Consider the following 25,367-nt stretch of genomic DNA (forward strand, 5'->3'; position numbering starts at 1 on the left):
ATTGCCGGTTGTTGCGGGCAGAACAAGAGCGAGGACCATGCGAGGGGCCGCGGCCGGGACGCCGGGGCCCGACGCGCCGCCGGTCCCGATGAGCCGCGGGAGGCCGACAGGTGTCGAGCGCAGCCGAGCAGGAGACCGCACCGGATGCGGTGCAGGAAGCCGTGCGCGACGCGGTGCCCGCGGTGGAGCCGGAAGCCGTGCCGGGCGCCGTGCCCGGGGCGGTGTTCGAAGCCGGGCCGGACGCGGTGACCGTGTGGCCCGGTACGTCCATGCCGCTGGGAGCGCGGTACCGGGTCGGGCCCGACGGGGTCGCCGGTACCAACTTCGCGCTCTGGGCGGGCGGCGCCGAGGCCGTCGAGCTCTGCCTCTTCGACGAGGCGGGCCGGGAGACGCGCTGCGAACTGACCGAGCTGACCCATGAGATCTGGCACGGATTCCTGCCCGGGGTCCGGCCGGGACAGCGGTACGGCTACCGCGTCCGGGGCCGGTGGGACCCGTGGACGGGGGCCCGCTGGAACGCGGCGAAGCTGCTTCTCGACCCGTACGCACGCGCCGTGGACGGCGAGTTCCGGCTGCCGCCCGAGGTGTACGGGCACGTCAGGGACTGGCCGGAGCAGGAGGTCGCCGACACCGTGCGCGACGAGCGGGACTCGGCGCCGTACGTGCCCAAGGGCGTCGTCGTCCACGACGACACCCCGGGCGACGAGTGGGCGGACGACCTGCGGCCCAAGACACCGTGGGCGGACACCGTCATCTACGAGCTGCATGTGCGCGGCTTCACCAAGCGGCACCCCGGGATCCCCGAGGAGCTGCGGGGGACGTACGCCGGTCTGGCCCATCCGGCGGCGATCGGCCATCTCGTACGGCTCGGCGTGACGGCCGTCGAGCTGCTGCCGGTGCACCAGTTCGCACACGAGGACCATCTGCTGCGGCGCGGGCTGCGGAACTACTGGGGCTACAACTCGGTCGGCTACTTCGCCCCGCACGCCGGGTACGCGGCGTCCGGGACGGGCGGCCGGCAGGTCGGTGAGTTCAAGCGGATGGTGCAGGCGCTGCACGCCGCCGGGATCGAGGTGATTCTCGACGTCGTCTACAACCACACGGCGGAGGCCGGTGAGCTGGGGCCCATGCTGTCACTGCGCGGTATCGACAACCGCGGCTACTACCGGCTCCAGGACGACCCGCGCCGGTACGCGGACTACACCGGCTGCGGCAACACCCTGCACGTGGTGCAGCCCCATGTGCTGCGGCTGATCACCGACTCGCTGCGCTACTGGGTCACCGAGATGGGCGTGGACGGCTTCCGCTTCGATCTGGCCGCCGCGCTGGCCCGGTCCTTCCACGACGTCGACATGCTGTCCCCCTTCCTCGCGGTGATCGCCCAGGACCCGGTGCTGCGGCGGGTGAAGCTGATCGCCGAGCCGTGGGACGTGGGCAGCGGCGGCTACCAGGTGGGCGCCTTCCCGCCGCTGTGGACGGAGTGGAACGACCGCTACCGGGACGCCGTACGGGACTTCTGGCGGGGTGCGCTGCCCGACGTACGGGATCTGGGGTACCGGCTCTCCGGCTCCAGCGATCTGTACGCCTGGGGCGGGCGGCGTCCGCAGGCCTCCGTCAACTTCATCACGGCGCACGACGGTTTCACCCTGCGCGACCTGGTCTCCTACCAGCACAAGCACAACGAGGCCAACGGCGAGGACAACCGGGACGGCACCGACGACAACCGGTCGTGGAACTGCGGTGCGGAGGGCGGCACCGACGACCCCGGTGTCAGGGCGCTGCGCCGGAGGCAGCTGCGGTCGCTCCTCACGACGCTGCTGGTGTCGACCGGGGTGCCGATGCTCGTCGCGGGTGACGAGATGGGGCGGACGCAGGGCGGCAACAACAACGCGTACTGCCAGGACAACGAGATCAGTTGGGTCGACTGGACGCTGCTCGACGAGCCGGGCCCGCGGATGCTGCTCAGCCTCACATCCCGGCTGCTGGCGCTGCGCCACGCCCATCCCGTGCTGCGCCGCCGGGCGTTCTTCTCCGGGGCGCGCGCGGGCGACGGGCTGCGGGACCTCGCGTGGTTCACCCCGCACGGCCGGGAGATGACCGAACAGGACTGGTACGCGCCGGCGGCCACGCTCGGGGTCTACCTCTCGGGGGGCGACATCCCCGGCCGGGACGCCAGGGGCGAGCGGATCACCGACGACAGCTTCCTGACGGTTCTGCACTCGGCGGAGCGGCCGGTGGACTTCCTGCTGCCCGGGGCCCCTTGGGCGGACACCTACGAACTGCTCGTCGACACCTCACGGGAGGACCAGTGCGCGGCGCCGGGCACACTGCACCCGGGCGGCGCCGTGCTCACGGTCCCGGCCAGGTCGGTGCTGCTGCTGAAGGTGCGGGCCTGAGTCGGCGGCCCGCGCCGGGCGGGTGTCGGTTTCAGCCCCCGGACAGCCTCAGCCGAGGATCTTGCGGTCGTACGCCACCGCGACCGCCGCTGCCCGGTCCTTGACGTCCAGCTTCCCGTAGATGTGGGTCAGATGGGTCTTGACCGTCGCCTCGCTGATGAAGAGCTCACGCGCGATGTCGCGGTTGGACGTGCCCCTGGCGACCAGCACGAGCACCTCGCGTTCACGTGCGCTCAGCGCGTCGCGTCCCGGCGCTGCCGGGGTGCGCACCCGCGAGACCAGCCGGGAGGCGACCGCCGGGGAGAGCACCGTACGGCCGTCAGCCGCCGCCCGTACCGCGGTGAAGAGTTCGTCGCGCGGGGCGTCCTTGAGCAGATAGCCGGTGGCGCCCGCCTCGATGGCCGGGAGGGTGTCGGAGTCCGTGTCGTACGTCGTCAGGACGAGCACCTTGGCCCGGCTGTTGCGGCGGGTCAGTTCGGCGATGGCGTCCACGCCGTTGCCGCCCGGCATCCGCAGGTCCATGAGGACCACATCGGGGTCGAGCCGGCCGGCCAGCTCGACGGCCGCGACGCCGTCGGCGGCCTCGCCGAGCACCTGGAAACCGGGGGCGTCGGCGAACATGCCGCGCAGACCGTCCCGGACCACGGGATGGTCGTCGACGATCAGCAGGGTGATGACATCAGAGTTCATGGCGGACCAAAGGTACGCGAGCCGAGACCGCCGTGCCGTGCCCCGGCTCGGACTCGACCGCCACCGTGCCCGCGATCCGCTCGGCGCGTGCGCACATCCCGCCGAGACCGAAGCCGCCGTCGGTGCTGCGCGGCGGCAGCGCGAGCGGTTCGAAGCCGCGGCCGTCGTCGCGTACGTCCAGCGTCATCTCGTCGTCCATGTACGAGAGGGTGACCCCGACGCGGGAGGCCGCGGCATGCCGCCGGGTGTTGGTCAGGGCCTCCTGGGCGATCCGGAGCAGGGTGGCCTCGACCTCGTCGTGCAGCGGCTCGACGGTGCCGGTGACGGTGAACTCGGCGCGGACGCCCGCCTCCGCCGACCACTCGGCGACCAGCTTCTTCAGCGCTTCGGGGAGCGGGGTCCCGTCCAGGGCGACCGGGCTGAGGTTCTGCACGGAGCGCCGGGCCTCGCCCAGGCTGTGGCGGGCCAGCTCCTGGGCGCGGGCGAGGTGTTCACGGGCGGTGTCCGGGGCCTTGGTGAGGGAGACGACCTGGAGCTGGGTGATGATGCCCGCGAGCCCCTGCGCGATGGTGTCGTGAATCTCGGCTGCCAGCCTGCGGCGCTCGTCGGCGACCCCGGCCTCCCGTGCCTGGACCAGGAGTTGGGCGTGCAGGGCGGCGTTCTCGTCGAGCGCCTGCTGGAGACGGACGTTGGTGCGCTCCAGTTCGCAGATGGTCTCGGTCTGCTGTGTCGCGCGCTCCCCCTCCAGGTTGGCGAAGTGGGTGAAGACGGTGAGCAGGCTGACGTTCACGCCGAACAGCGCACCGAACACCAGCCAGCCCATGGGGCCGTGCGGTGGCAGTCCGCCGGACTGGGAGCCCGACACGGTGACCGCGCTGGCGAGCAGCCCGATCCGTACCCACCGGCGGGGCAGCAGCCGCTCGGCGCCGAAGTAGCCGGTGACCGCGTAGAACGCGTAGAAGGTGTTCAGCCAGGTCAGGGCGAAGGCGATCGCCCAGCGCAGCAGGTAGTACCAGGTGCCCGCCGTCGAGGGGTCCGGCCGGGTGCGGACCGCGTGGCCCCACCACAGCTGGAGCACGGCCCCTGCCACGGTGAGGGCCGCCGCCGCGACCAGTTCGGACCGGGTCATGTGCAGGGCTCCGGCGGTGGCGCCCGCGGCGAGGGTGCCGATGGCGAGCAGTGCGTACGGGCCCCAGCGGTAGAAGACCGCCCAGCCGACGCCCAGCCTGGAGCCGCCGATCAGGGGCGCGGCGGCCTCCCGGCCGGGCCGGGCGGCGGGGCCGGTCAGGTCCGAAGTCATCCATCCAGTCTGCCCGTACCGGCCCATGGCCGCCGTCACTCCCAACGGAACCAGCGGTTGGCGGCGGCCGACAGCAGCAGTGTCCACAGGGCGAGCACGCCCAGGTGGGTCCAGCCGGGCCAGCCGCCCGTCGCGGCCGTGTTGAGGGCCTGCGCCGCGGCGCCGAAGGGGGTCAGTTCGACGACGTGCGCCATGGCGTCCGGCATCGCCTGGACGGGCAGCCAGACCCCGGCGCAGAACATCATCGGGAAGAAGACGGCGGAGCCGACCGCGTTCGCGATCTTCTGGCTGCGTGACAGGGCGGTCACCAAGGAGCCCATGGCGAGCGCCGCGCAGACCGCCAGGACGAGCGAGAGCAGATAGCCGAGGATCTGCTGGGGCAGGGCGACCTTGAAGGCGATCCGCCCGACGACGAGCAGCATCAGGGTCGAGACGAGTGCCGCGGCGCCGTGCAGGCCCATCTGCGCGGTGAGCAGGGCGTGCGGCCTGAGCGGTGTGGTGGACATCCGGCGCAGGATGCCGCGCTCCCGGTATCCGGTGATCACCTGGGGCATCGCCTGCAGTCCGGCCAGGATCATCGAGAGCAGCACGGTGACCGGGACGTACACGCTGATCAGTGTCTGGCCCCCGATCGAGGAGTCGTGCTCCCGGAAGGACGGGATGGAGCCGAGGATCACCAGCAGGATGGTGGGGAACGCCATGACCCAGAAGAGGGTGGCCGGTTCGCGGCGGAAGAGCCTGAACTCGGAGCGCAGGACGGCGGCGGAAGCGCCGGCCTTGGCGGTGGCCTTCGTACGGGTGGTCGCGGTCGCTGTGCTCATGCTTCGGCTCCCGTCAGGTCCAGGAACGCGTCGTCCAGCGTGGCGTCGGTGACCCGGAGTTGGTGGGCGGTGATGTGGTGCCTGGCGAGCAGGGTGATGACGGCGTTGACCGTCTCGTCGGTGCCTTCGATGACCAGCGCGCCGTCCCGGTGCTGTAGGGAGGCGGCGCCGGGCAGCGCGTCCAGTTCGTCGTCGCCGAGCGGCTGCGAGGGGGTGAAGGAGATGACCGTCGAGCTGGACGAGCGGCGGATGAGGCCGGCCGGTGTGTCGAGCGCGGCGACCCGGCCGCGGTCGATCACGGCGATGCGGTCGCAGAGGCGCTGGGCCTCCTCCATGAAGTGGGTGACGAGCAGGACGGTCACCCCGCTGTCCCTGACGTCCTCGATGAGCTTCCAGGTGTCGCGGCGGGCGCGCGGGTCGAGCCCGGTCGTCAGCTCGTCGAGTACGACCACTTCGGGGTTGCCGATCAGCGCCAGCGCGATGGAGAGCCGCTGCTTCTGGCCGCCGGACAGCTTGGCGAAGCGCGAGTCGGCCTTCTCGGCGAGGCCCAGGCGTTCGGCGAGCGGCCGCCAGTCGGCGGGGTGCGGGTAGAAGGACGCGTAGAGCTCCAGCGCCTCACGGACGGTGATCTTCGGCTGGAGTTCGCTCTCCTGGAGCTGGGCGCCGAGGATCCGCGTCACCCGGTCGTGGTCGGCGACCGGGTCGAATCCGGCCACCCGCACCGCGCCCCCGTCGGGCACCCGCAGCCCCCCGATGCACTCCACTGTCGTGGTCTTGCCCGCGCCGTTCGGCCCGAGAATCCCGAAGATCTCCCCCACCTCGACGGCGAAGGACACCCCGTCTACGGCGGGCTTGCCGCCGTACGCCTTCCGCAGCCCGTCCACTTCGATGATTGCCATGCCCACAGGCTCCCGGGGTACGGCGTCGGGCGGCATCCGTCATCACGCTCGAACAGTCATCAACCGATCGGCTGATACCGGGGTACGACCTCCCGGCGGCCGGGCCGGTGTCCTGTGCCGGGCGGCGCGAACTGCCGCGAAATCCAGTGGGCACTGTCAGTGCCGGACCGTAGGCTCCCGCCCGATGCCCGAAACACATGCAACAGACAGACAACTGTCCGGCGTACGTTCGCTGCTGCGGCTCTGGCCGTATGTGCGACCGGTGCGAAGACGGCTGGCCGCTGCGGCTCTCGTGGGGGTCGTCGCCTCCTGTCTGAGCCTGGTCATCCCGCTCGTACTGAAGTGGATCGTCGACGGCCCGGTGACCGACCGGGACACCCACGGGGTCTGGATCGGCGCGCTGATGCTGTTCGGGCTCGGGGTCGCCGAGGCGCTGCTCTTCGGTCTGCGGCGGTGGCTGGTCGCCCGGCCGCTCTCCTGGGTCGAGGCGTCGATGCGGGCAGGCCTCTACCGCCATCTGCAACGGCTGCCGGTGGCCTTCCACGACCGGTGGCCTTCGGGCCAGTTGCTCTCGCGCGGCACGACCGATCTGATGATGGTGCGGATGTTCCTCGCCTTCCCGCTGACGTTCCTCCTGGTCAACGGGGTGACGATCGTGGTCGGTTTCGTCATCCTGCTGGTGCAGCAGTGGACGCTGGGGCTGGTGCTGCTGGCTCCCGCGATTCCGCTGATGATCCTCTGCAAGATCTTCGAGGAGAAGTACTCCAAGGTCGCCAGGGTCTCCCAGGACCAGGTCGGCGACATCACCACGGTCGTCGAGGAGAGCGTGCTCGGCATCCGCATCATCAAGGGCTTCGGACGCCATCGCAGCCAGGCCCTGGCGTTCCGTGAGCTGTCGGGTCGGCTGCGCTCGACGGAGCTGGTCAAGGCCCGGCTCCTGGCGGGCATCTGGGCGGTGATCACCACCATTCCCGAGCTGGCGATCGGCGCGGCCCTCGTCCTCGGCACGATCCAGGTCGCCGACGGGCATCTCTCCGCGGGCACCCTGGTCGCCTTCCTCTCCACCGCGCTCGCCCTGCGCTGGCCGGTGGAGTCGATCGGCTTCCTTCTGGCGATCACCCAGGACGCGTCGACCGCCACCCAGCGGTACTTCGAGGTGATCGACGTGGCCGAGGAGGCGGACGCCGCCGGTCCTGCCACGCTCGGCCCAGGCGGCGCCGGCACCGGCGACGGCCTGCGCTTCGAGGGCGTCGAGTTCCGGTATCCCGACGCCCCACCCGGCACCCCGCCCGTCCTCAACGGCATCGATCTGCACATCCGGCCGGGCGAGACGCTGGCCCTGGTGGGCTCCACCGGTTCGGGCAAGACCACGCTCACCGCGCTCGTACCGCGACTGCACGAGATCACCGGGGGCCGCATCACCCTCGACGGTCAGGACATCACCGCCCTGCCCCGCGAGCGGCTGCGCGAGCTGGTGTCGGTCGCCTTCGAGGAGCCCACCCTCTTCTCCGCGAGCGTCGCCGAGAACGTCCGGATGGGCGACGCGGGCGCCGACGAGGGCGCGCTGCTGCGCGCTCTGTCCACCGCCCAGGCCGACTTCGTGCACGAACTGCCGCACGGCCCGGACACCCAGGTCGGCGAGCAGGGGCTGAGCCTGTCCGGCGGGCAGCGCCAGCGACTCGCGCTGGCGCGCGCCGTCGTCGGGCAGCCGCGTTTCCTGGTGCTCGACGATCCGCTGTCCGCGCTGGACGTGCACACCGAGGCGCTGGTGGAGGCCGCCCTGCGCCGGGTGCTCGCGGAGACGACGGCCCTCGTCATCGCGCACCGGCCGTCCACCGTGCTGCTCGCCGACCGGGTGGCGCTGCTTTCGGACGGACGTATCGACGCGGTCGGCACCCACCACGAACTTCTGCAGTGCAACGCCGAGTACGCCTGGCTGATGTCCGGCGCCGAGGGGGACGGGACCCGATGACCACCACCGTCGACGGCCGGGAGGCCGCGGAACCGGACCCGGGCGAGGGACCCGGCCCAGGACCCGAAGCGGGCCCTGCGGCCGTACCGCAGCAGACCGGTGACGACCCGTTCGACAAGGACGCGCTGCCCGCCCCGCCCGGCGCGACCGGCGCCCTGCTGCGCTCGCTCGTCGCGCCGCACCGGACGGCGGCGATCGTCTCCGCCGTGCTGATGCTGATCCAGCAGGCGGCGGTGCAGGCCGGGCCGCTGCTCGTCGCGTACGCCATCGACACCGGCGTCCCCGCCTTCCGCGACAACGACCGCGGCCCGCTGATCGCCGTGGCCGTCGGCTACCTCGCCAGTGCGCTGCTCTCCGGAGGCCTGCAGTACGCGTTCGTCCAGGTCTCCGCCCGCGTCAACCAGGGCGCCCTGCTGGACCTGCGGGGCCGGATCTTCCGCCACGCACAGGCACTGAGTGTGGACTTCCACGAGCGCTACACGTCGGGCCGGCTGATCTCCCGCTCCACCAGCGATGTGGAGTCGCTGCGCGAGCTGCTCAGCGACGGGCTCCAGGAGCTGATCGGCGTCGTGCTCTCCGCCGTCTACATCTGCGCGATGCTGCTCTGGCTCGATCCCGGGCTCGGCACGGTGGCCGTGCTGTCGTTCGGGCCGTTGTACCTGCTGATCCGGCGCTACCGGCAGCGGGTCACCGTCGTGTTCAGCCGGCGCTCCACCGCGGTCGCCGCCGTCATCGTGAAGTTCGCCGAGACGATGAACGGCATCCGGCCGGTGCGTGCCTTCCGCCGGGAGCGCGCCAACGACGCGGAGTTCGAGCGGCTCAACCACCACCACGAGCGCGTCAACGGGGACTCCATGCTGGAGATGGCCCGCTATGTGACCGGCTCGCGGATGGTCGCCAACACCGCCGTCGCCTGCATCGTGCTGTGGGGCGCCTACCGGGTCACCCAGGGCGGGCTCGAACTCGGGGTGCTGGCGGCGTCGGTGCTGTATCTGCGCAGGCTGTACGACCCGATCGACCGGCTGGGCATGTTCCTCAACTCGTACCAGTCGGCAGCAGCCTCACTGGAGAAGATCGCCGGGCTGCTGGCCCAGGAGCCGACGGTCCCGGCGCCGGTGACCCCGCGTACGCTGCCCGCCCTCGCGTCCGAACACCCGGGCCGCGAGGTCGTGTTCGACGGCGTCCGGTTCGCGTACCGCACCGGCGGTGAGGTGCTGCCGCGCTTCGACCTCACCATCCCGGCGGGCCAGACCGTCGCGGTCGTCGGCTCGACCGGCGCGGGCAAGTCGACTCTCGCCAAGCTGCTGGCCCGGTTCTACGATCCGACAGAGGGCCAGGTCCGGCTCGACGGCGTCGGCCTGGGCGATCTGGACGTGCCCGAACTGCGGCGCGGGGTCGTCATGGTGACGCAGGAGGCGTTCCTCTTCTCCGGGACGATCTCCGAGAACATCGCCATCGGCCGGCCCGAGGCCACCGCCGCCGAGATCGAGCGGGCGGCGAAGGCGATCGGCGCGCACGACTTCATCAGCGCGCTGCCGGAGGGGTACGACACGGATGTACGCAAGCGCGGCGGCCGGATCTCCGCAGGCCAGCGGCAACTGGTGGCGTTCGCCCGCGCGCTGCTCGCCGACCCGGCCGTACTGATCCTGGACGAGGCGACCAGCTCGCTGGACATTCCGGGCGAGCGGGCGGTGCAGCACGCCATGGACACGGTGCTGCACGGCCGTACCGCGGTGGTCATCGCCCACCGGCTCTCGACGGTGGAGATCGCCGACCGGGTCCTGGTGATGGAGGACGGCCGGATCGTCGAGGACGGCACCCCGGACTCACTCATCGGCGGAAGCGGACAGTTCGCGGGGCTGCACCGCGCCTGGCGGGAGAGCGTGGTGGGGTGACCCCGCTCGGCGCGGGGATCGGGGAATGCGGCCGACCCGGCCACACCTCCGTGATCCGCACAGGGCTGTGTCCGCCTGCTTCCAGCTCTCCCGCCCCGCCGATCACCGCGAACCGGGACAACCCACCTGAATTCCAGCGCCCCGGGATGCCCGACCCGGCGAAGAATGTTTCGCATCTATCCTTGCGCACTTCTCGCCGACCGTGCCAAAGTGCAGGCCTTCAGAGAAGTTCCGGCCGGAGAAGCCACGTACGCGAGGACGGTGTGGAATGCTCAACAGGAGGAACTATCTTTCCTTACTGGCTGCCGCCGGAGTCGGCGCGAAGATCGCCCTCAAGCCGACACCCTCGCTGGCTCAGCCGATTCCTCCGGAGGTCGGGGGTGCGGATGACCAGACAGCCGGATTGTTCCGATCTATACGAGAACTCCATGGCTCTCTACGAGTTTTGACTCGGAAGTATGAGGGCACCACGCTGCGTCAGACCCAGAAGTTTGACGGCGACACGCTGATCGACGACCAGCAGCGGTGGCAGCTGGCATGGGAAACACGGCGCATACCCGGCCGTCAGGGATGGGACGTCACCTTGACGTGCACTTTGGAGCAGGGAGAAGCGGAGCAAACCGCAATCTCGATTGATTTCCCATTCAAGAAGTGGGAGACCGTGAACTACGTGATGATTCCCGGAATTGTCTACAATGGCAATCGTTACCGCACCATCGGAAATGGATACAATCCAGACTATCCGGCCGACATGTACTACAATCCGCGGGCATCACTGGTGACATCGAATAACCCGCGACTCGCCTTGGACACCTCGGAGTCCTCACAGATCGAGCTGGAAACCTGCGCAACTGCTGCTCCGTCGATGAGCTTCTTCTCGCCCAGGTTCAAGAAAGGATGGATCGTCCTCACTGAGCAAGGCACACGACTGGGCAATAGTGGACTCTCCATCGAGGAGAGCGCGAGCAGGGAAAGCTGCGACTTTCGCATTTCGGCACCTGTCGTGCGCCGGCTCGCGGCCGGTTTCGGCGACTTTCGGCCGAGCGGGGACAGTGCGCCGAACTGGTCTGCCGGCGACGCGGTGTCGATTCGCTTCCAGGTTTTCACTTTCGATGCTGACGGAATTCCGGCTCTCCTGCAAGAATTCATGGACGTACGGAAGTCACTGACGGGGGCCACGGTGCCCCGCAACCTGCTCCCAATGAGCAAGCTGGCGGAGCTCGGTACCGACATCTGCCGCGCAAACTTCACCGAGACCAAGGCCGGCAAGTACTACCTCCCGGAAAACTCGAAGGACTTCCAGCTGGGCTGGGTAAGCGGCATGATAAACACCTACCCCATGCTGGCCCTGAATGACGAGACAGAACGCAGTAGAGTCGCCGAGGAACTCGACTTCATCTGTTCTCGTATGCAAGGGCGAAGCGGATTCTTCTTCGGCTACATCAGCTCGGACGGCGAAATCCGCTCAGAGAAGTCCCACCCCGATTTTCCGGCAGTACAGGCCATGGTGCGCAAGAACGGGGACGTCCTCTTCTGGCTTATCAAACATTTGATGATCTTGAGGGTGCAGGGGCACGGCGAAACCGTCAAGGAGACCTGGGAATCAGCCGCGCGCGATCTGGCCGCGGCCTTCACCCGCACCTGGCGGGAGTGCGGTGAATTCGGTCAGTACATCGTTCCCGAAACGGGCGGGATTGCCGTCTACAACTCGACCGCAGGAGCCATAGCTCCGGCGGGACTCGCCTTGGCGGCAGAATACTTCCGTCGTCCGGACTGGTTGGCCGTGGCCGAGGAAAGCGCCGAATTCTATTACGAGCGCGACGTCAAGTCCCGCGGATTCACCGGCGGCGCATGCGCGGATATCTCACAGGATGCAGATTCCGAAACGTCGTTCGGTCTCCTGGAGACCTTCATGGCGCTTTACCAGTACACGGGCAAGAGTGCCTGGCTGGACCGCGCGAAGGTTCAAGCCGCACTGTGCTCGTCCTGGACGCTTGCGTACGATCCGCTGTTCCCGGCAGGCAGCGATATTGCGCGACTGGGCGGCAGGATGGCCGGCGCCGTTTGGGCAAGTAGTCAGAACAAGCATGCTGCGCCAGGCGTCTGCACCTCCTCCGCCGATCACCTGTTCAAGCTGTATCGAGCAACCGGGCAGAAAAAGTACGCAGAACTCATCAGGGATATCCAGCATGCTCATGCCGAGGCCGTCAACATGCCGGGGCACATTACAACCGACAACTTGATCGGTTCGAGCATGGAACGGATCCAGCCCAGCGACGCCGAGGGCAAGGACAGTATCGGCGAATTCATCCGGACGAGAAACTCCTGGACCGAGACCGACGGCATCTTGATGGCACTCGAACTTCCCGGCATCTACGTCCGGCCCGGGGAAGACGTCCTCTTCACCTTTGACCATGTCGGGGTTGAACGTATCCACGGGAACGGCCGATCCACAGTGCTCCGCCTGACGAACGAAACGCCCTATGCGGCACAGGTGTCGGTGCTGGCGGAAACGGCCCGCCAATCGGCCCGCCCCCTTGGATATACGGCGTTCCTCGGTTGGCCACGAGTCGAAGTTCCGGCCGGCGGGGAGGCTACTGTGAGCGTCACAAGCAATGGCAAGGTCACACGGCACGCCTGATCGGGAGCGGGGCACGTGTCCTCGCCCGGCGGGAAGGCTGTCCGGCGGGTGCTGGGCTGGCGGACGCTCACCTTTTGGTTGCGGGCATCGCGACCCGGGCAGCGGGCCCGAGAACCACCGGCTCGCTGCCCGTGTTGCGGAACCGGCGCGGCACCTCTCATACGGGGCAGCACATCCGGGCCGTCAGGTCCTCGGCTGGAGCTTGACCAGCGGGTAGTACGGCCGGGCCGCTTCGATCGCGTCCGCGAAGGAGCCGAATCCACGGTCGAGCGCGTGGAATTCGGCTTCGGCGCGGGCGCCGCCCCACTGCTGGACGAGCAGTTCGGCGATCCGCTCGGGCGAGATCCGGTCCACCGTGAAGTCCGGTCTTTCCGCGGTCAGTTCGTCGGTGAAGCGGCGGCATGCGGCGGCCGTGCGGGCCGCCCGCGCGAATTCCTCGATGGGTTCCAGATCGTCGAGGAACACCGATTCCCGGCCGGTCCCGGGCTCGGACTCGAAGCTGCGGGACAGGAACAGGCGCAGCTGGCGCCGCCGGTCGCCGCAGGCCGCCTCCTCGTCGGAGAGCCACGGGCGCAGGAAGTCGAAGCCGTCCGGGTGCTCATCCGGATCCGGGTACACCCCGCGATGCACCCCGTGCCTGATCGCGGCGTCGCCCCCGGTCTGCCGGGGACCACAGGATGCGGCGCATTCGCGCGCCAGTAACGCCAGGACCAGGTCGCGGCGGAGCGCCGGGAAACCGGGCGAGAACAGTTGCAGCACCCGTAGCGCTGTCAGACTGCCGGGATGGTCCGGGTGCTCGCCGGGCGGCCGCCTGGCCCGGTCCTCCCAGTCGGCCAGGAACACGGTGCGGGGCACCGGATCGCCAGTACGGTCGCCGTCCGGGCGTTCGGCACTCTCGCCGCTCCGGGCGTCGGCACACAGCGCCTCGACCAGGGCGAGCGCGTCGGCGCGTTTCACGTCGCGGCGGTTGCGCGCGCAATGGCGGCCGAGTGCGGCCAGTGCCCCGGGATCGAGGCCGCTCGTACCGGCCAGCTCGGGAAACCGCTGATAGGAGCGGAGCGCATACGGGACCGACCGCAGCGCGGCGATGATCCGCTCGGCGGCTTCCGGCGTGCACACTCCGTCCCGTACCGCCGCCGCCAGACAGGCTCGGATGTTGACCAGGGGCTCGGACATCGCGCGGTAGCCGCTTTCGGGCGGGCCGTGCAGCAGGGCGACCTCGTCGTCGGCGTCGAGCCGCCCGCAGCGGTAGTCCTCATAGATCTGCCCGACCCCGCGCATCCCGAAGGTGTCGAGTTCGGCGGCGCGCAGGGCTCCCGTGCTGGCCGCGCCGAGCACCGTGACCCCGCGGTCGAGCAGGGCCAGGATCTCCTTGTGCGGCACCGCCCGGACCTGATGGAAGTAGCCGTCGACGATGCCGACGGTGTCGCCCGCGGTGAGCGGGAGGGCGAGCAGGTCACCGGCGGCGACCGGCGGCCGGACAACGATGCCCGGCGGTGGCACGAACCCGGGTGCCGAAGGTCCGATGAACAGGTGGCGCGTGGTCACGGGCGGCCTCACAGAGCGGCGGGCATCGTCAGCCCGGGGCAGATCACGTGCACGACCGGGACGCCGAGTTCGGGACGGGTGTGGTCGACCACCAGCGGGCTGCGGCCGGTGACGGCGACGATCCGGTCGGCGAGCAGGGCGGCCTCGGCCCGGTGGCCGGGCACCCGCACCGAATCGACGGCGTCGAACCCGGCCTTCGGCCGGTCGTCGGGCGGCGCCGGCGCCGCCGGACCGGCCATGGTCCGGCGCAACCGCGCGTAGAGGCGGTCGTCCAGGTCGTCGCGGGCGCCGGCGATCACCGACACCCGGACCTGGGCGGCTTCGGTGAGCGCCCGGCACAGCGCGACCTGTGCGTCGAGGTGGCAGCCGTAGCCGTAGACCGGCAGCGGGAATCCGTCGCTCACGATGGCCACACTGAAGCAGGGCAGGTTCAGCGGGGTGGCCAGCACTCCGATCCCGACCCGCACCCCGGCCGCCCGGTACCGTTCGAGCAGCCCGGCCGCCGGTCCCGCGACCGTGGCCGGGTCGATGGCGAACGCGGGCCCGGCGGGAGTGTTGCGGTAGATCGCATCGCGTTCGATCACCTCGTACAGGCCGTGCACGATCGCCTCGTAGCGGTTGTTCCCGGCGGCCAGGCCGTTGCTGGTGGGGGCGAACAGCGGCGGGTGCCAGCGCGGGCGGACCCGGCGGTCCAGGCTCAGGCACTCCAGCGGCACCAGTGTCCGGCCGCCGTCGTCGAGGCGTACCGCGGCACGCCAGTCGAGCCGGGTGGCCGGGTTGAGGCAGTGCCGGGGGCGCAGGGTGAGTTCGTCGAGCCGGTAGCCGAGGCCGGGTTCCACATCCCCGGCGGTACCGGTGTGGTCGGGCCGGGTGTCCAGGTGCGCGCCGTGCAGGCGTTCGATCGCCTCCATGGCCGCCGACACCTTCGCTGAGATGTGGTCAAGGCCCTTGCCCTGATACACCGACAGGTAGCGGTTGGCCGGGCTGATGGCCTGGTAGACCGGGATGCCGATGTCGTCCAGCCAGGTCACATCGGCGATCCGGGTGACACCGGCGGCCGGCAGCAGCGGGGCGATACGGTCCCAGGTCTGGGCCGGCGGGCACGCACGGTGCGTGCCGGTGAAGTACGCCTTGCCGCCGTCATCGTCATCGCCGTCGAAAGCGGTCCGGGTGACCACACCGGCGGTTGGACCGTCGGTAGTCGCAGAGTCGGCGGCGGTGGCGGTGGCCGCCCGGACGGCCGCGGCTGCCGAATCGGCGGTCGCGCTCATCGAGTTGCCGGCCGCTGATCGGCGGACGGTCGCGGGGCGGGCGGGGCCTGCTCGGGCGCGGGGTGGCCGAGGGTCAGGCTGAGCAGGTGACGGCGGCCGGGGCCGCCGGCGGCGAAGGCCGCGGTGGACAAGTGCTGGGCGCGGCCACGCAGACATCCGCCGAACCCGCGAGCGATCGCCAACAGCCAGCAGCTGTGGGCCAGTTCGGCGGACCGCATCAGCAGATCGGAGTATCCGGCGACGCCCGCGCGGCGTACCGCGGCCCGCACATCGCCGCCGAACGACAGCACCACGGGGGCGTCGTCGAAGTACGCCGCCGGATCGGGCAGCTCCGGCGCACCGGCCACGCCGGTGTGGCTGCCGTCGGGGGCGACCTCGTACCACCCGGCGGCCAGCCCGTGTACGCGATGGGCCTGCGTCAGCACCGTCAGGTCCGCGGGCGGCCTGGCGGGCCACCGGTCGCGCTCGGCGGCCAGAGCGGTGGCCAGCAGCTCGGACAGGTCGCCGGCGCCGATCGGCCGGTCCGCGAAGGACCGCACCGACCGCCGGGCCGACAGCACCTCCCACAGCGAACCCTCCGGCAGCGGCACCGCCCGGCCGGCCGGACCGGTCACCGGCACCGGCCGGGCGGCGGCGAGTCGCGTGGCGAACTCGTCCATCACGTCACGCTGGTCCAGCAGCGGCATCGCCGGTGTCCTTCCCGTAGAGTCCGATGATTCCCATCGCCAGCTGATCGCCGGGGTTGAGGTCCAGCTGTCCGGCGAGGCCGCCGGTGTCGCCGGACACCAGCTCGGCTTCCAGACCGAGTTCGGCCGCGACCAGCGCGCACTGGGCCAGGGCGCAGCCGGCGTCGAGGTGGGCAAGCCGGAAGGCGAAGTCGCCGTACTTGCCGCGCAGCCGGTACACCGCACCGGTGACCACCACCGCCGCCCGCGGCTGCCGTCCGGCCAGACCGGTGCCGCCCAGCAGCTCGGACAGGGACGGTTTGTCGGCGCGAACCGCGATCAGGGTGCCGGCGTCGGCGTCGTATTTGAAGGCGGTGCCCGGCAGTCCCGGCCAGCTCTCGTCGGTGAGCAGGAAGAGCTGGACGGAGCCGCGGTTGCCGCCGCTGGGGCACCACCGCGACGGAAGACTGCCGGGTGCCCCGGTGGTTTCGCGTGGGCCCGCGGTGCGGGACAGCAGCAGGCTGACCGCCTGTTCGTCCAGCAGCCCCGGTGTGCAGGCCGTGCTGTCCGGGGCGGCGAGCCGGCGCCGCGGGCTGGTCGTGAGATCGAGGACGTCGAGCGGGTCGGGCCAGTCCGGGGCTGCGCTGTCGCCCTGGAAGACTTCGTCCGGCGGGCTCTGCAACAGCCATTCGACGGTGTCGAGTTCCTGCTCCGCGCCGGTGCCGATGGGCCCGCACGCACGGCAGCCGGGCTCCGGGGCGACCGTCCAGCGCCGACTGGTGTGATCCGGCAGCGTCAGGCGCCACAGGTCCCGGCGCGGCACCGGATGGGCGGTGCCGGCCAGCACAGCGGTGATCTGGGCGGCGACCAGCCCGGCGAACAGCCCGGCAACCGCACCCGGCAGCTCACCGGACGCGTCGCCGGACGGCGTGCTGCCCTCCGGCAACTCCTCCTCCGGGAAGGCGCGTTCGTGGCCGGTCCGCAGGCAGTCCGGGCACGCGGTGTGGCCGGGGTGGAAGCGTGGTCCGATCTCGATCGCCGCGATACGGCCGGCCGTACGCCGCACGCTGCACCGCAAGACCTCGCAACCTTCCGCGACACCGATCCGGTACGCCTCACCGACCCGGTCCGCATCGCCGACCCGGTCCGCGGCACCGGCCCCGTACGCCTCACCGACTCGGCCCGTCCCGTCGTCGCAGACCACGAGCAGGTTCGCCGGGCCGACCGGTACCGGGTCGCCCTGCGCCACGGTCGTGATCTCACCCACGCCACAGACCCGCAGGTCGTCGGCGATACGCCCGGTCACCACGGCCGGTCCGGTCAGCACGACTCGGCTCATGGCCAGCCGGACCAGCGCGTTCCCCGACCCGCCGTCGGCGGCGGCCACCGGTCCGGTGCGGGACAGATAGTCGGCGACCGTCTCCTCCGCCGTCACCACGCCGGACGGTACGGGTTCGAGCAGTCCGCGGTCGGTCAGCAGGTCCAGGACCGAGGTGAGCTGGGCGGCGTCGAGGCCGAGTTCGCCGGCGATGCCGGCCAGGTCGCGGTCGCCGTCGAGCAGAGTGAACAGCCGCGGCAGCACGTCCGTGGCCGACGCGCCGCCGAACAAGTGCCGCCGGCCCACCCCCTCCACGACCAGCCCGCGCTCGGTCGGGACGACCGTGAGCCCGCGACGCAGACGCACGTTGCCGACCCGATGGAGATCCCGCGTGGTCGACGGTGCGCTCATGCCGGAACCCCGTACGGTGTCGTGCCGCCGGCCGGGCGGAGCAGTTCGGCCAGTGCTCCGGTGCGGTCGAGGCCGGGTACGGATTCGGGGGCGCAGCGGGGGCAGCCGTGGCAGCGCAGGACCCGGTGGGAGTCGAGGTTTCCGCTGCGCACACTGAGCGCGACCACTGTTCCGGGGTCGGGCGGCTGGTGCAGCAGGCCGTGTGCCACGCCCGCCGCCGCCCGGGCGTACTGCGGCAGGAATCCGCGTGGTCCGCACGCGGGGTCGTCCGCGCAGGCCGCCCGGACTGCGGCGGTGATCGCGGACTGGTCGTCGTGCTGGACCCGCCTCGCCAGATAGCAGTCGAAGCAGGGCCCGGCGCCCGGCACCACCCATGGGCCGAGCCGGACGGTCAGGTCCTCGTCGACCACCGGCAGCCACGGCACCCCGTGCTGCCAGGCCGCACGGTCAGCGCTGCGGCACACCTCCGGCATCGGATGCGGAGCAGCCACGACGACCGCGGCCGGCCGGCGGGCGAAGGAGTCCGCCAGGTCGTCCGGCCCGATGCGGTACGCGCCGACGATGCCGTCGCACAGCAGCTCGGCCACCCGGGATCCGAAGGCGCCGAGGCCGAGGACCGGCACGGTGCCGGTCACGCGAACGGTTGCGGCCATGGGTTGAGCTCCTCCTCGGAGTGGACGGGGAAGCCCATCGCGGCCGGTGCCCGGTAGAGCCGGGGATGGGCGCGGAACTGGGCCAGCGGCAGCAGCGACATCGGCTGCAGGTCGGGAATGACGACATTGACCGCGGTCAGGCCGACCGAGCGGAGTTCGGCATGGCTGCGGTCGACTGCCAGCACCGGCATGTCGAGTGCCGACAGCCGCTCCAGCAGGGTGTCCAGTGCGGCCTGCGGTGGCGTCGGCAGAGCGGGCGGCGGACGGCGTGGCCCGGCGGCGCTCCCCCGGTGCAGGAAGGCGAATGCTTCGGACCGCTCCGGCACGGCCATGTAGCGGGCGCCGTCGGCGATGTCGGTGAACTCCTCGAAGGACTCCGGCGCACCGGGGCCGGCGTAGACCAGGTCACGGATGCTGAGTGTCTCGGCCAGTGCCTTCTCCGCCGCTGCGGACAGGGTGCGGTCGGCCGCACACCCCACCACGTGCCGCGCCCGCGGGTCGTGCTCGGCGATCTGCAGGCAGTACACGGTCGGCACCCCGAGATCGGTGGTCGCGTCGAGCAGCAGGGTGTGCACGAAGTGCCGCTGTGCGGCGGCCAGCAGTCGGTCCAGCATCGGTGAGTGCGCCTCGGCCGGGATCGGCCGCAACGGCATCCGCTGCAGCCAGGTGAGCGCGATCGCGTCGCGCTCGATCACCTCAAGGATGGCGCGGACCACGGCCTCCACCGGATCGGTATGGACGGCGAAGCCGGTGGACAGCTGGTACCAGAACCGTTCCGCCGGTCTCGCGGGGTGCAGGCGGTACGTCGACATCACCGCCGGCATCCATGTCCGTTCCCGCGACACCAGATCCAGGCCCTGGATCCAGCGCACCGGTGCGTCGGCGTCGAACGGGGTGACCAGGCAGGCCGGATGGGCCAGTTCGGCCGCCGAACAACGCGGCAGCCGGGTGGTGTCGAGGACAGGTCCGTCGAGTTCGGCGGCCGTCGCCCACCGGTGTTCGGCCGTGGGCGGCTCGTAGGCCGAATAGCGTTCGGCGGCTTCGGCGATAGCGATCATGCGGGCGTGCGCCGGGTCGTCGAACGCGCGGCCGCAGCCGGTGCTGGGGGAACGGCCGACGCCCAGGCCGGGGCATCCGCTGCCGCCGTCGGCCAGGGAGACGGTCATGCCGGCCAGCCAGCCCTCGGCACGGTTCGCACCGGTGGCCTGAACAACGCCGTAAGGCGACACCAGGTCGTCGAAGCTGTCTGCGGCGCTTACGGCGAGACCTCACTTTGTCTGTGTGCTGGGCGGTGGAGGCAGAGGCAGCTCTGCCTCCACCGTTCCGGCCCGGGTGCGCGCGGCACCGGGCAGGCCGACGGGACGAACGTCAGGTGCAGCAGCCGGCGCAGCCGCCGCAACAGCCGCAGCCACCGCCGCACTGGCAGTCGGCGGCATAGACGTTGTCCGAGACCAGATCTGCGGACAACTCGTCCCAGGCCTTGGGCGTCACATCGATGACGTCCAGGTCCAGATTCACCACAGGATTCATGAAGTTCTCCCCTTCCTTCGAAGTGCGGCGGACCGAACTCCACCGCGGGCAAGCCTGTCCCCCTGTGTGATGCTGGTACGGGCCCGCCGGTTTCACCATCCCGTGAACTGACCGAAACTGGAGGGCACTTCGCGCTGGAGGGAATCGGTTCCGCTGTGGCGCTCCGTCCGGCCGAAGAAGGCGCCGACACCGTCCTGGCCTGGTCGACAACGCCGGAATCCCCGACTCCTGCTCAGCCCCCTCCGGCCGCCCCCACGACCGGCCGCCCGGACGGCAGCCCCCACTCGCTCCAGGAACCGTCGTACACGGACAGGTCGCGGTATCCGGCGAGTTCGGCCCCCAGGGCCAGGACGCAGGCGGTGACACCCGATCCGCAGCTGAGGACCAGCCGCTCACGTCCGCCCGCGGCCTCGGCGAAAGCGGTACGCAGTCCGGACTCCGGGAACATCCGGCCGCCATGCTGGATCTCCCCGAAGGGCAGGTTCGCCGCTCCCGGCATATGGCCGCCACGCAGCCCCGGACGGGGTTCGGCGGCCTCGCCGGAGAACCGGTCACGGGCGCGGGCATCGAGGACGGCCGCGGCCGGGTCGGCGAGGGCCGCCGTGACCTCGGCGCTGCCGGCGAACAGGCCCGGACGGGGCCGGGCGGTGAAGTCGCCGAGGCGGCACACGGGTTCGGGTCCGCCGCTCACCACCGGCAGCCCTGCCGCCGTCCAGGCGGGCAGCCCGCCGTCGAGTACGGCGGCCCGGTCGAAGCCCATCGCCCGGAGCATCCACCAGGCCCTGGCGCTGGAGTAGACGCCCACGGCGTCGTACACCACGACGGTGTCGGTGTCGTTCACGCCCAGGGCGCGCAGCTCGTCGGTGAAGTGGGAGGCGCCCGGCATGGTGTGCGGCAGCGGGCTCGCGTGGTCGGACAGCGCCCCGTCGATGTCGAAGATCCGGGCGCCCGGGATTCCCGTCCGGTCCTCCCGTACGCGGGACGAGCCCGGTGCGACGGCCCGGTGCGCGCCCACCGATGCGTCGAGGATCACCAGTCCCGGCCCACCGAGCCGGGGCGCGAGCCACTCGACACCGACCAACGGGCCGGGCAGCGCACCGGCCGACAGCCCGACCGGAGGACCACCCCGCGTACCAACCGGCGTACCAACCGGCGTACCAACCGGCGTACCAACCGGCGCCGGAGCCTCCCCCGGCGAGTTCCCCGCGCTCATCCGGTACCTCCCGTGGATCAGTCAGGACCGGTGCGCCCTGCTCAGGGGCCAGGCTGCCATCCAGCGTGCGCGGGCGCCCACTTGGCCTCTCCAGCAAACATTCCGTATAGCGAACACGACCATGTGGACAACGGACGATTTCCAGCCAACCTTTTGACGCGGTCCTGACACAGGGTCCTCACAGATGTCACTCTCTCCCCGTTCTGCGCACTGCTTGCTCGTCAGGGCGGCTCACCAGGTCGCTCTGTCCACCCTTGCAGAAGGAGTCCGCGTGAGACCCACGCACCGTCGTGCCACCGCCACCGGCGCACTCGTCGCCGCTGCGGCACTGCTCGCCGTAGGAGTACAGGCCGGCACAGCCTCCGCATCACCCGGGAACACCGCCGCTTCCACCGCGGTCACCGGCAAGTCCGCCCCCGGCGCCGCCCCGGCAGCCCTCTCGCCGTCCCAGCGGGCCGAGTTGCTGCGTCAGGCGAACGCCACCAAGGCGGACACCGCCCGGAGTCTCGGTCTCGGAGCACATGAACAGCTCCAGGTCCACGACGTCACCAAGGACCGTGACGGCACCACGCACACCCGGTACGAGCGCACCTACGACGGACTTCCCGTCCTCGGCGGCGACCTCGTCGTCGACACCTCGAAGGCGGGAGCGACCGAGGGCGTCACCAAGGCGTCCCGCGCGGAACTGAAGAACGTGCACACCAGCGCGGCCGTCGCACCGGCCACCGCGGAGAAGTCGGCAGTGAAGGCCGCTGCCGCGCAGGGGTCGGCGAAGACCTCGGCCGACCGGGCGCCCCGCAAGGTGGTCTGGCTGGCGCAGGGCAAGCCGACGCTGGCCTACGAGACGGTCGTGGGCGGCTTCCAGGACGACGGCACGCCGAGCGAGCTGCATGTCATCACCGACGCCACCACCGGCAAGAAGCTCTTCGAGCGCCAGGCCGTCGAGACCGGCGTCGGCAACACCGAGTACAGCGGCAAGGTCACCCTCGGCACGACCCAGTCGGGGTCGAACTACACGCTGAACGACGGCGCCCGCGGCGGCCACATGACGTACAACCTGAACCACGGGTCCTCGGGCAAGGGCACCCTGTACTCCAACACCACGGACACCTGGGGCAACGGCCTGGCCTCCAACTCGGAGACCGCGGCAGCCGACGCCCACTACGGGGCCGCCGAGACCTGGGACTTCTACAAGAACGTCTTCGGCCGGACCGGGATAGCGGGCAACGGCGTCGCCGCCTACTCCCGGGTCCACTACGGCAACGCGTACGTCAACGCCTTCTGGGACGACAGCTGCTTCTGCATGACGTACGGCGACGGCGAGGGCAACGCCGACCCGCTGACCGCCATCGACGTCGCCGGCCACGAGATGTCCCACGGCGTCACCGCGGCCACCGCCGGGCTCAACTACAGCGGTGAGTCCGGCGGGCTGAACGAGGCCACGTCCGACATCTTCGGTACGTCGGTCGAGTTCTACGCCAACAACGCGTCGGACCCCGGTGACTACCTCATCGGCGAGAAGATCAACATCAACGGCGACGGCACCCCGCTGCGCTACATGGACAAGCCCAGCAAGGACGGCGCATCGGCCGACAACTGGTCGTCCAGCCTCGGCGGACTCGACGTGCACTACTCGTCGGGCCCGGCCAACCACTTCTTCTACCTGCTCAGCGAGGGCAGCGGCAAGAAAACCATCAACGGCGTCAACTACGACTCGCCCACGTCCGACGGTCTGCCCGTCACCGGTATCGGCCGGGACAAGGCCCAGCTGATCTGGTACAAGGCGCTCACCGAGAAGTTCACGTCGACGACCAACTACGCGGCGGCCCGCACCGGGACGCTGGCGGTCGCGAGTGAGCTGTACGGCGCGACCAGCGCCGAGTACAAGTCGGTCGCGGACGCCTGGGCCGCCATCAACGTCGGCAGCAGGCCCGGCGGCGGCGACCCGGGCACGGGCACCGTCTTCCAGTCCACCACCAAGGTCGCCATCCCCGACGGCGGTTCGGCGATCAACTCGCCGATCGCGGTCACGGGCGTGACGGGCAAGGCTCCGGCCACGCTCAAGGTGGACGTCAACATCAGCCACACCTGGCGCGGCGACCTGGTCATCGACCTGGTCGGCCCGAGCGGGAAGACGTACCGGCTGAAGAACTCCAGTTCGTCCGACTCGGCGGACGACGTGGTGGCCTCGTACACGGTCAACGCGTCCACCGAGACGGCCAACGGCACCTGGAAGCTGAAGGTCCAGGATGTCGCCCGGCAGGACACCGGAACGCTGAACAGCTGGAAACTGACCTTCTGATTTCCAGCCACAAAGCCGCCCGGCCGCACTAATGTTCCACCGAACGGCGTTTCACAGAAACATCGTTCGACTGAATGGCTGTTCAACAGGACAGTGCTGCCCGGGGGACCCCAACCTCCCCCGGGCGGCGCCACCACCCGCACGTCACCCGCATCTTTCCAACCCCCCACCTCTGAAAGGGAAAATCGAGTGACCTCTCACATATCGCGTTCCCAGCGCATCGCCGGTTCGATCGCCGTCGCGGCGCTGCTGGCCACCGGCCTCACCACCCTCTCCACCGCCTCCGCGGGCGCGGCGCCCACGCCGGCCGCCATGGGCGGGCAGGCCCTGGCCCTCTCCACCACCCAGCACGCCGCGCTGATGCGCACGGCGGCGGCCAACACCGCGAGCACCGCGGGGAAGCTCGGCCTCGGCAGCCAGGAGAAGCTCGTCGTCCGGGACGTCATCAAGGACGCCAACGGCACGACGCACACGCGGTACGAGCGCACCTACGCCGGACTCCCGGTCCTCGGCGGCGACCTCGTCGTCCACACGCCGAAGTCCGGTGCCACCACGGTCACCAAGGCGACCAAGGCCACCATCAAGGTCGCCGGCACCACCGCGGCCGTGAAGCCGGCCGCCGCCCAGCAGAAGGCGCTCGGCGCCGCCAAGTCGGCGGGCACCGCAAAGACTTCGGCCGACAAGGCCCCGCGCAAGGTCATCTGGGCGGCCACCGGCAAGCCCACCCTGGCCTACGAGACCGTGGTCGGTGGCTTCCAGGACGACGGCACCCCCAGCCAGCTGCACGTCGTCACCGACGCCGCCACCGGCAAGAAGCTTTCGGAGTGGCAGGCAGTCGAGACCGGCACCGGCACCAGCGAGTACAGCGGCAAGGTCACCCTGGGCACCACCAAGTCGGGGTCGAACTACACGCTGAACGACGGCGCCCGCGGCGGCCACCAGACGTACAACCTGAACCACGCGACGGACGGCAAGGGCACCCTGTTCAGCAACACCACCGACACCTGGGGCGACGGCACCGCCAAGAACCCGGAGACGGCGGGGGTGGACGCGCACTACGGTGCGGCCGAGACCTGGGACTTCTACAAGGATGTCCTCAAGCGCAACGGCATCGCCGGTGACGGCAAGGCGTCCTACAGCCGGGTGCACTACGGCGACTCGTACGTCAACGCCTTCTGGGACGACAGCTGCTTCTGCATGACGTACGGCGACGGCGAGGGCAACGCCGACCCGCTGACCGCCATCGACGTCGCCGGCCACGAGATGTCCCACGGCCTCACGGCGGCGACCGCCAACCTGGACTACACGGGTGAGTCCGGCGGGCTCAACGAGGCGACGTCGGACATGTTCGGTACGTCCGTCGAGTTCTACGCCAACAACGCGTCGGACCCGGGCGACTACCTCATCGGCGAGAAGATCAACATCAACGGCGACGGCACCCCGCTGCGCTACATGGACAAGCCCAGCAAGGACGGCGCGTCGGCCGACTACTGGTCGTCCAGCCTCGGCGACCTCGACGTGCACTACTCGTCGGGCCCGGCCAACCACTTCTTCTACCTGCTCAGCGAGGGCAGCGGCAAGAAGACCATCAACGGCGTCGACTACGACTCGCCCACCTCGGACGGCTCCACGGTCACCGGCATCGGCCGGGACAAGGCCATCCAGATCTGGTACAAGGCGCTGACGACGTACATGACCTCGACGACCGACTACGCGGCGGCCCGCACGGCGACGCTCAAGGCGGCGAGTGACCTGTACGGCGCGGACAGCGCCGAGTACAAGGCGGTCGGCTCGGCCTGGACCGGCATCAACGTGAAGTAACAGCAAGGTCGTTGCCCGACC

At 70.6% G+C, this 25,367-nt stretch carries 18 protein-coding genes; 6 read left to right on the top strand and 12 right to left on the bottom strand.

Translation table 11 applies throughout. The annotated features are described in order from the left end of the window. Window positions 1-110 precede the first annotated feature (110 nt). Window positions 111-2,396, top strand: coding sequence for a glycogen debranching protein GlgX (gene glgX / locus OG385_RS07035; protein WP_266852839.1), 2,286 nt, complete (start codon window positions 111-113; stop codon window positions 2,394-2,396). Between the two features lie 48 nt (window positions 2,397-2,444). Here the strand turns inward: glgX and OG385_RS07040 are convergent, their stop codons facing one another. From OG385_RS07040 to OG385_RS07055, 4 genes are read right to left on the bottom strand one after another with little or no spacing between them, the layout of a single operon-like run. Next, on the bottom strand, window positions 2,445-3,086 hold the full coding sequence (locus tag OG385_RS07040; protein WP_266852841.1) for a response regulator transcription factor: 642 nt from the start codon (window positions 3,084-3,086) through the stop codon (window positions 2,445-2,447). Further along, window positions 3,076-4,386, bottom strand: a complete 1,311-nt coding sequence (locus OG385_RS07045; protein ID WP_266852843.1) for a sensor histidine kinase — start codon at window positions 4,384-4,386, stop codon at window positions 3,076-3,078. Before OG385_RS07045 ends, OG385_RS07040 begins: the two co-directional genes overlap by 11 nt. Before the next feature lie 35 nt (window positions 4,387-4,421). After that, entirely contained in the window at window positions 4,422-5,207 is a 786-nt protein-coding gene (locus OG385_RS07050) for an ABC transporter permease (protein WP_266852845.1), read from the bottom strand. Next, window positions 5,204-6,106, bottom strand: a complete 903-nt coding sequence (locus tag OG385_RS07055; RefSeq protein ID WP_266852847.1) for an ABC transporter ATP-binding protein — start codon at window positions 6,104-6,106, stop codon at window positions 5,204-5,206. Before OG385_RS07055 ends, OG385_RS07050 begins: the two co-directional genes overlap by 4 nt. A gap of 184 nt (window positions 6,107-6,290) precedes the next feature. Here OG385_RS07055 and OG385_RS07060 point away from each other — a divergent pair, with 184 nt between their 5' ends. The 3 genes from OG385_RS07060 (at window position 6,291) to OG385_RS07070 (ending at window position 12,614) form a co-directional block, all read left to right on the top strand. Then, window positions 6,291-8,078, top strand: coding sequence for an ABC transporter ATP-binding protein (locus tag OG385_RS07060; protein ID WP_266852849.1), 1,788 nt, complete (start codon window positions 6,291-6,293; stop codon window positions 8,076-8,078). Beyond that, window positions 8,075-9,973, top strand: a complete 1,899-nt coding sequence (locus OG385_RS07065; RefSeq protein ID WP_266852850.1) for an ABC transporter ATP-binding protein — start codon at window positions 8,075-8,077, stop codon at window positions 9,971-9,973. The genes OG385_RS07060 and OG385_RS07065 overlap by 4 nt, the downstream gene beginning before the upstream one ends. Before the next feature lie 268 nt (window positions 9,974-10,241). After that, a complete protein-coding gene (locus tag OG385_RS07070; protein WP_266852852.1) occupies window positions 10,242-12,614 on the top strand; it encodes a hypothetical protein in 2,373 nt (790 codons plus the stop codon). A 183-nt stretch (window positions 12,615-12,797) separates the two neighbouring features. Here OG385_RS07070 and OG385_RS07075 read toward each other — a convergent pair whose 3' ends face one another. The 8 genes from OG385_RS07075 to OG385_RS07110 form a co-directional block, all read right to left on the bottom strand. After that, entirely contained in the window at window positions 12,798-14,162 is a 1,365-nt protein-coding gene (locus OG385_RS07075) for a TfuA-like protein (protein WP_266852854.1), read from the bottom strand. 8 nt (window positions 14,163-14,170) lie between these two features. Then, complete coding sequence (locus OG385_RS07080; RefSeq protein WP_266852856.1) at window positions 14,171-15,433, bottom strand: YcaO-like family protein; 1,263 nt, start codon at window positions 15,431-15,433, stop codon at window positions 14,171-14,173. Next, a complete protein-coding gene (locus OG385_RS07085) occupies window positions 15,430-16,119 on the bottom strand; it encodes a nitroreductase family protein (RefSeq protein ID WP_266852857.1) in 690 nt (229 codons plus the stop codon). Before OG385_RS07085 ends, OG385_RS07080 begins: the two co-directional genes overlap by 4 nt. Then, window positions 16,097-17,827: a TOMM precursor leader peptide-binding protein gene (locus OG385_RS07090; protein WP_266852859.1), complete on the bottom strand. Its 1,731-nt coding sequence runs from the start codon at window positions 17,825-17,827 to the stop codon at window positions 16,097-16,099. Before OG385_RS07090 ends, OG385_RS07085 begins: the two co-directional genes overlap by 23 nt. After that, window positions 17,824-18,480: a TOMM precursor leader peptide-binding protein gene (locus tag OG385_RS07095; RefSeq protein WP_266852861.1), complete on the bottom strand. Its 657-nt coding sequence runs from the start codon at window positions 18,478-18,480 to the stop codon at window positions 17,824-17,826. Before OG385_RS07095 ends, OG385_RS07090 begins: the two co-directional genes overlap by 4 nt. Beyond that, on the bottom strand, window positions 18,459-19,646 hold the full coding sequence (locus OG385_RS07100) for a YcaO-like family protein (protein ID WP_266852863.1): 1,188 nt from the start codon (window positions 19,644-19,646) through the stop codon (window positions 18,459-18,461). Before OG385_RS07100 ends, OG385_RS07095 begins: the two co-directional genes overlap by 22 nt. A gap of 202 nt (window positions 19,647-19,848) precedes the next feature. Further along, entirely contained in the window at window positions 19,849-20,010 is a 162-nt protein-coding gene (locus tag OG385_RS07105; protein WP_266852864.1) for a hypothetical protein, read from the bottom strand. Between the two features lie 232 nt (window positions 20,011-20,242). Beyond that, window positions 20,243-21,091 carry a sulfurtransferase gene (locus OG385_RS07110; RefSeq protein ID WP_266852866.1) on the bottom strand — a complete coding sequence of 283 codons (849 nt, stop codon included), beginning with the start codon at window positions 21,089-21,091 and terminating at the stop codon, window positions 20,243-20,245. Window positions 21,092-21,494: 403 nt separating this feature from the next. Here OG385_RS07110 and OG385_RS07115 point away from each other — a divergent pair, with 403 nt between their 5' ends. Both OG385_RS07115 and OG385_RS07120 read left to right on the top strand, forming a co-directional pair. Then, window positions 21,495-23,525 (top strand): M4 family metallopeptidase, encoded by a 2,031-nt coding sequence (locus OG385_RS07115; protein ID WP_266852868.1) that lies wholly within the window; start codon window positions 21,495-21,497, stop codon window positions 23,523-23,525. Window positions 23,526-23,714: 189 nt separating this feature from the next. Next, window positions 23,715-25,346 (top strand): M4 family metallopeptidase, encoded by a 1,632-nt coding sequence (locus OG385_RS07120; RefSeq protein ID WP_266852870.1) that lies wholly within the window; start codon window positions 23,715-23,717, stop codon window positions 25,344-25,346. Window positions 25,347-25,367: the final 21 nt, after the last annotated feature.

It is taken from the genome of Streptomyces sp. NBC_01306, from assembly GCF_026340465.1.
Lineage (GTDB): Bacteria > Actinomycetota > Actinomycetes > Streptomycetales > Streptomycetaceae > Streptomyces.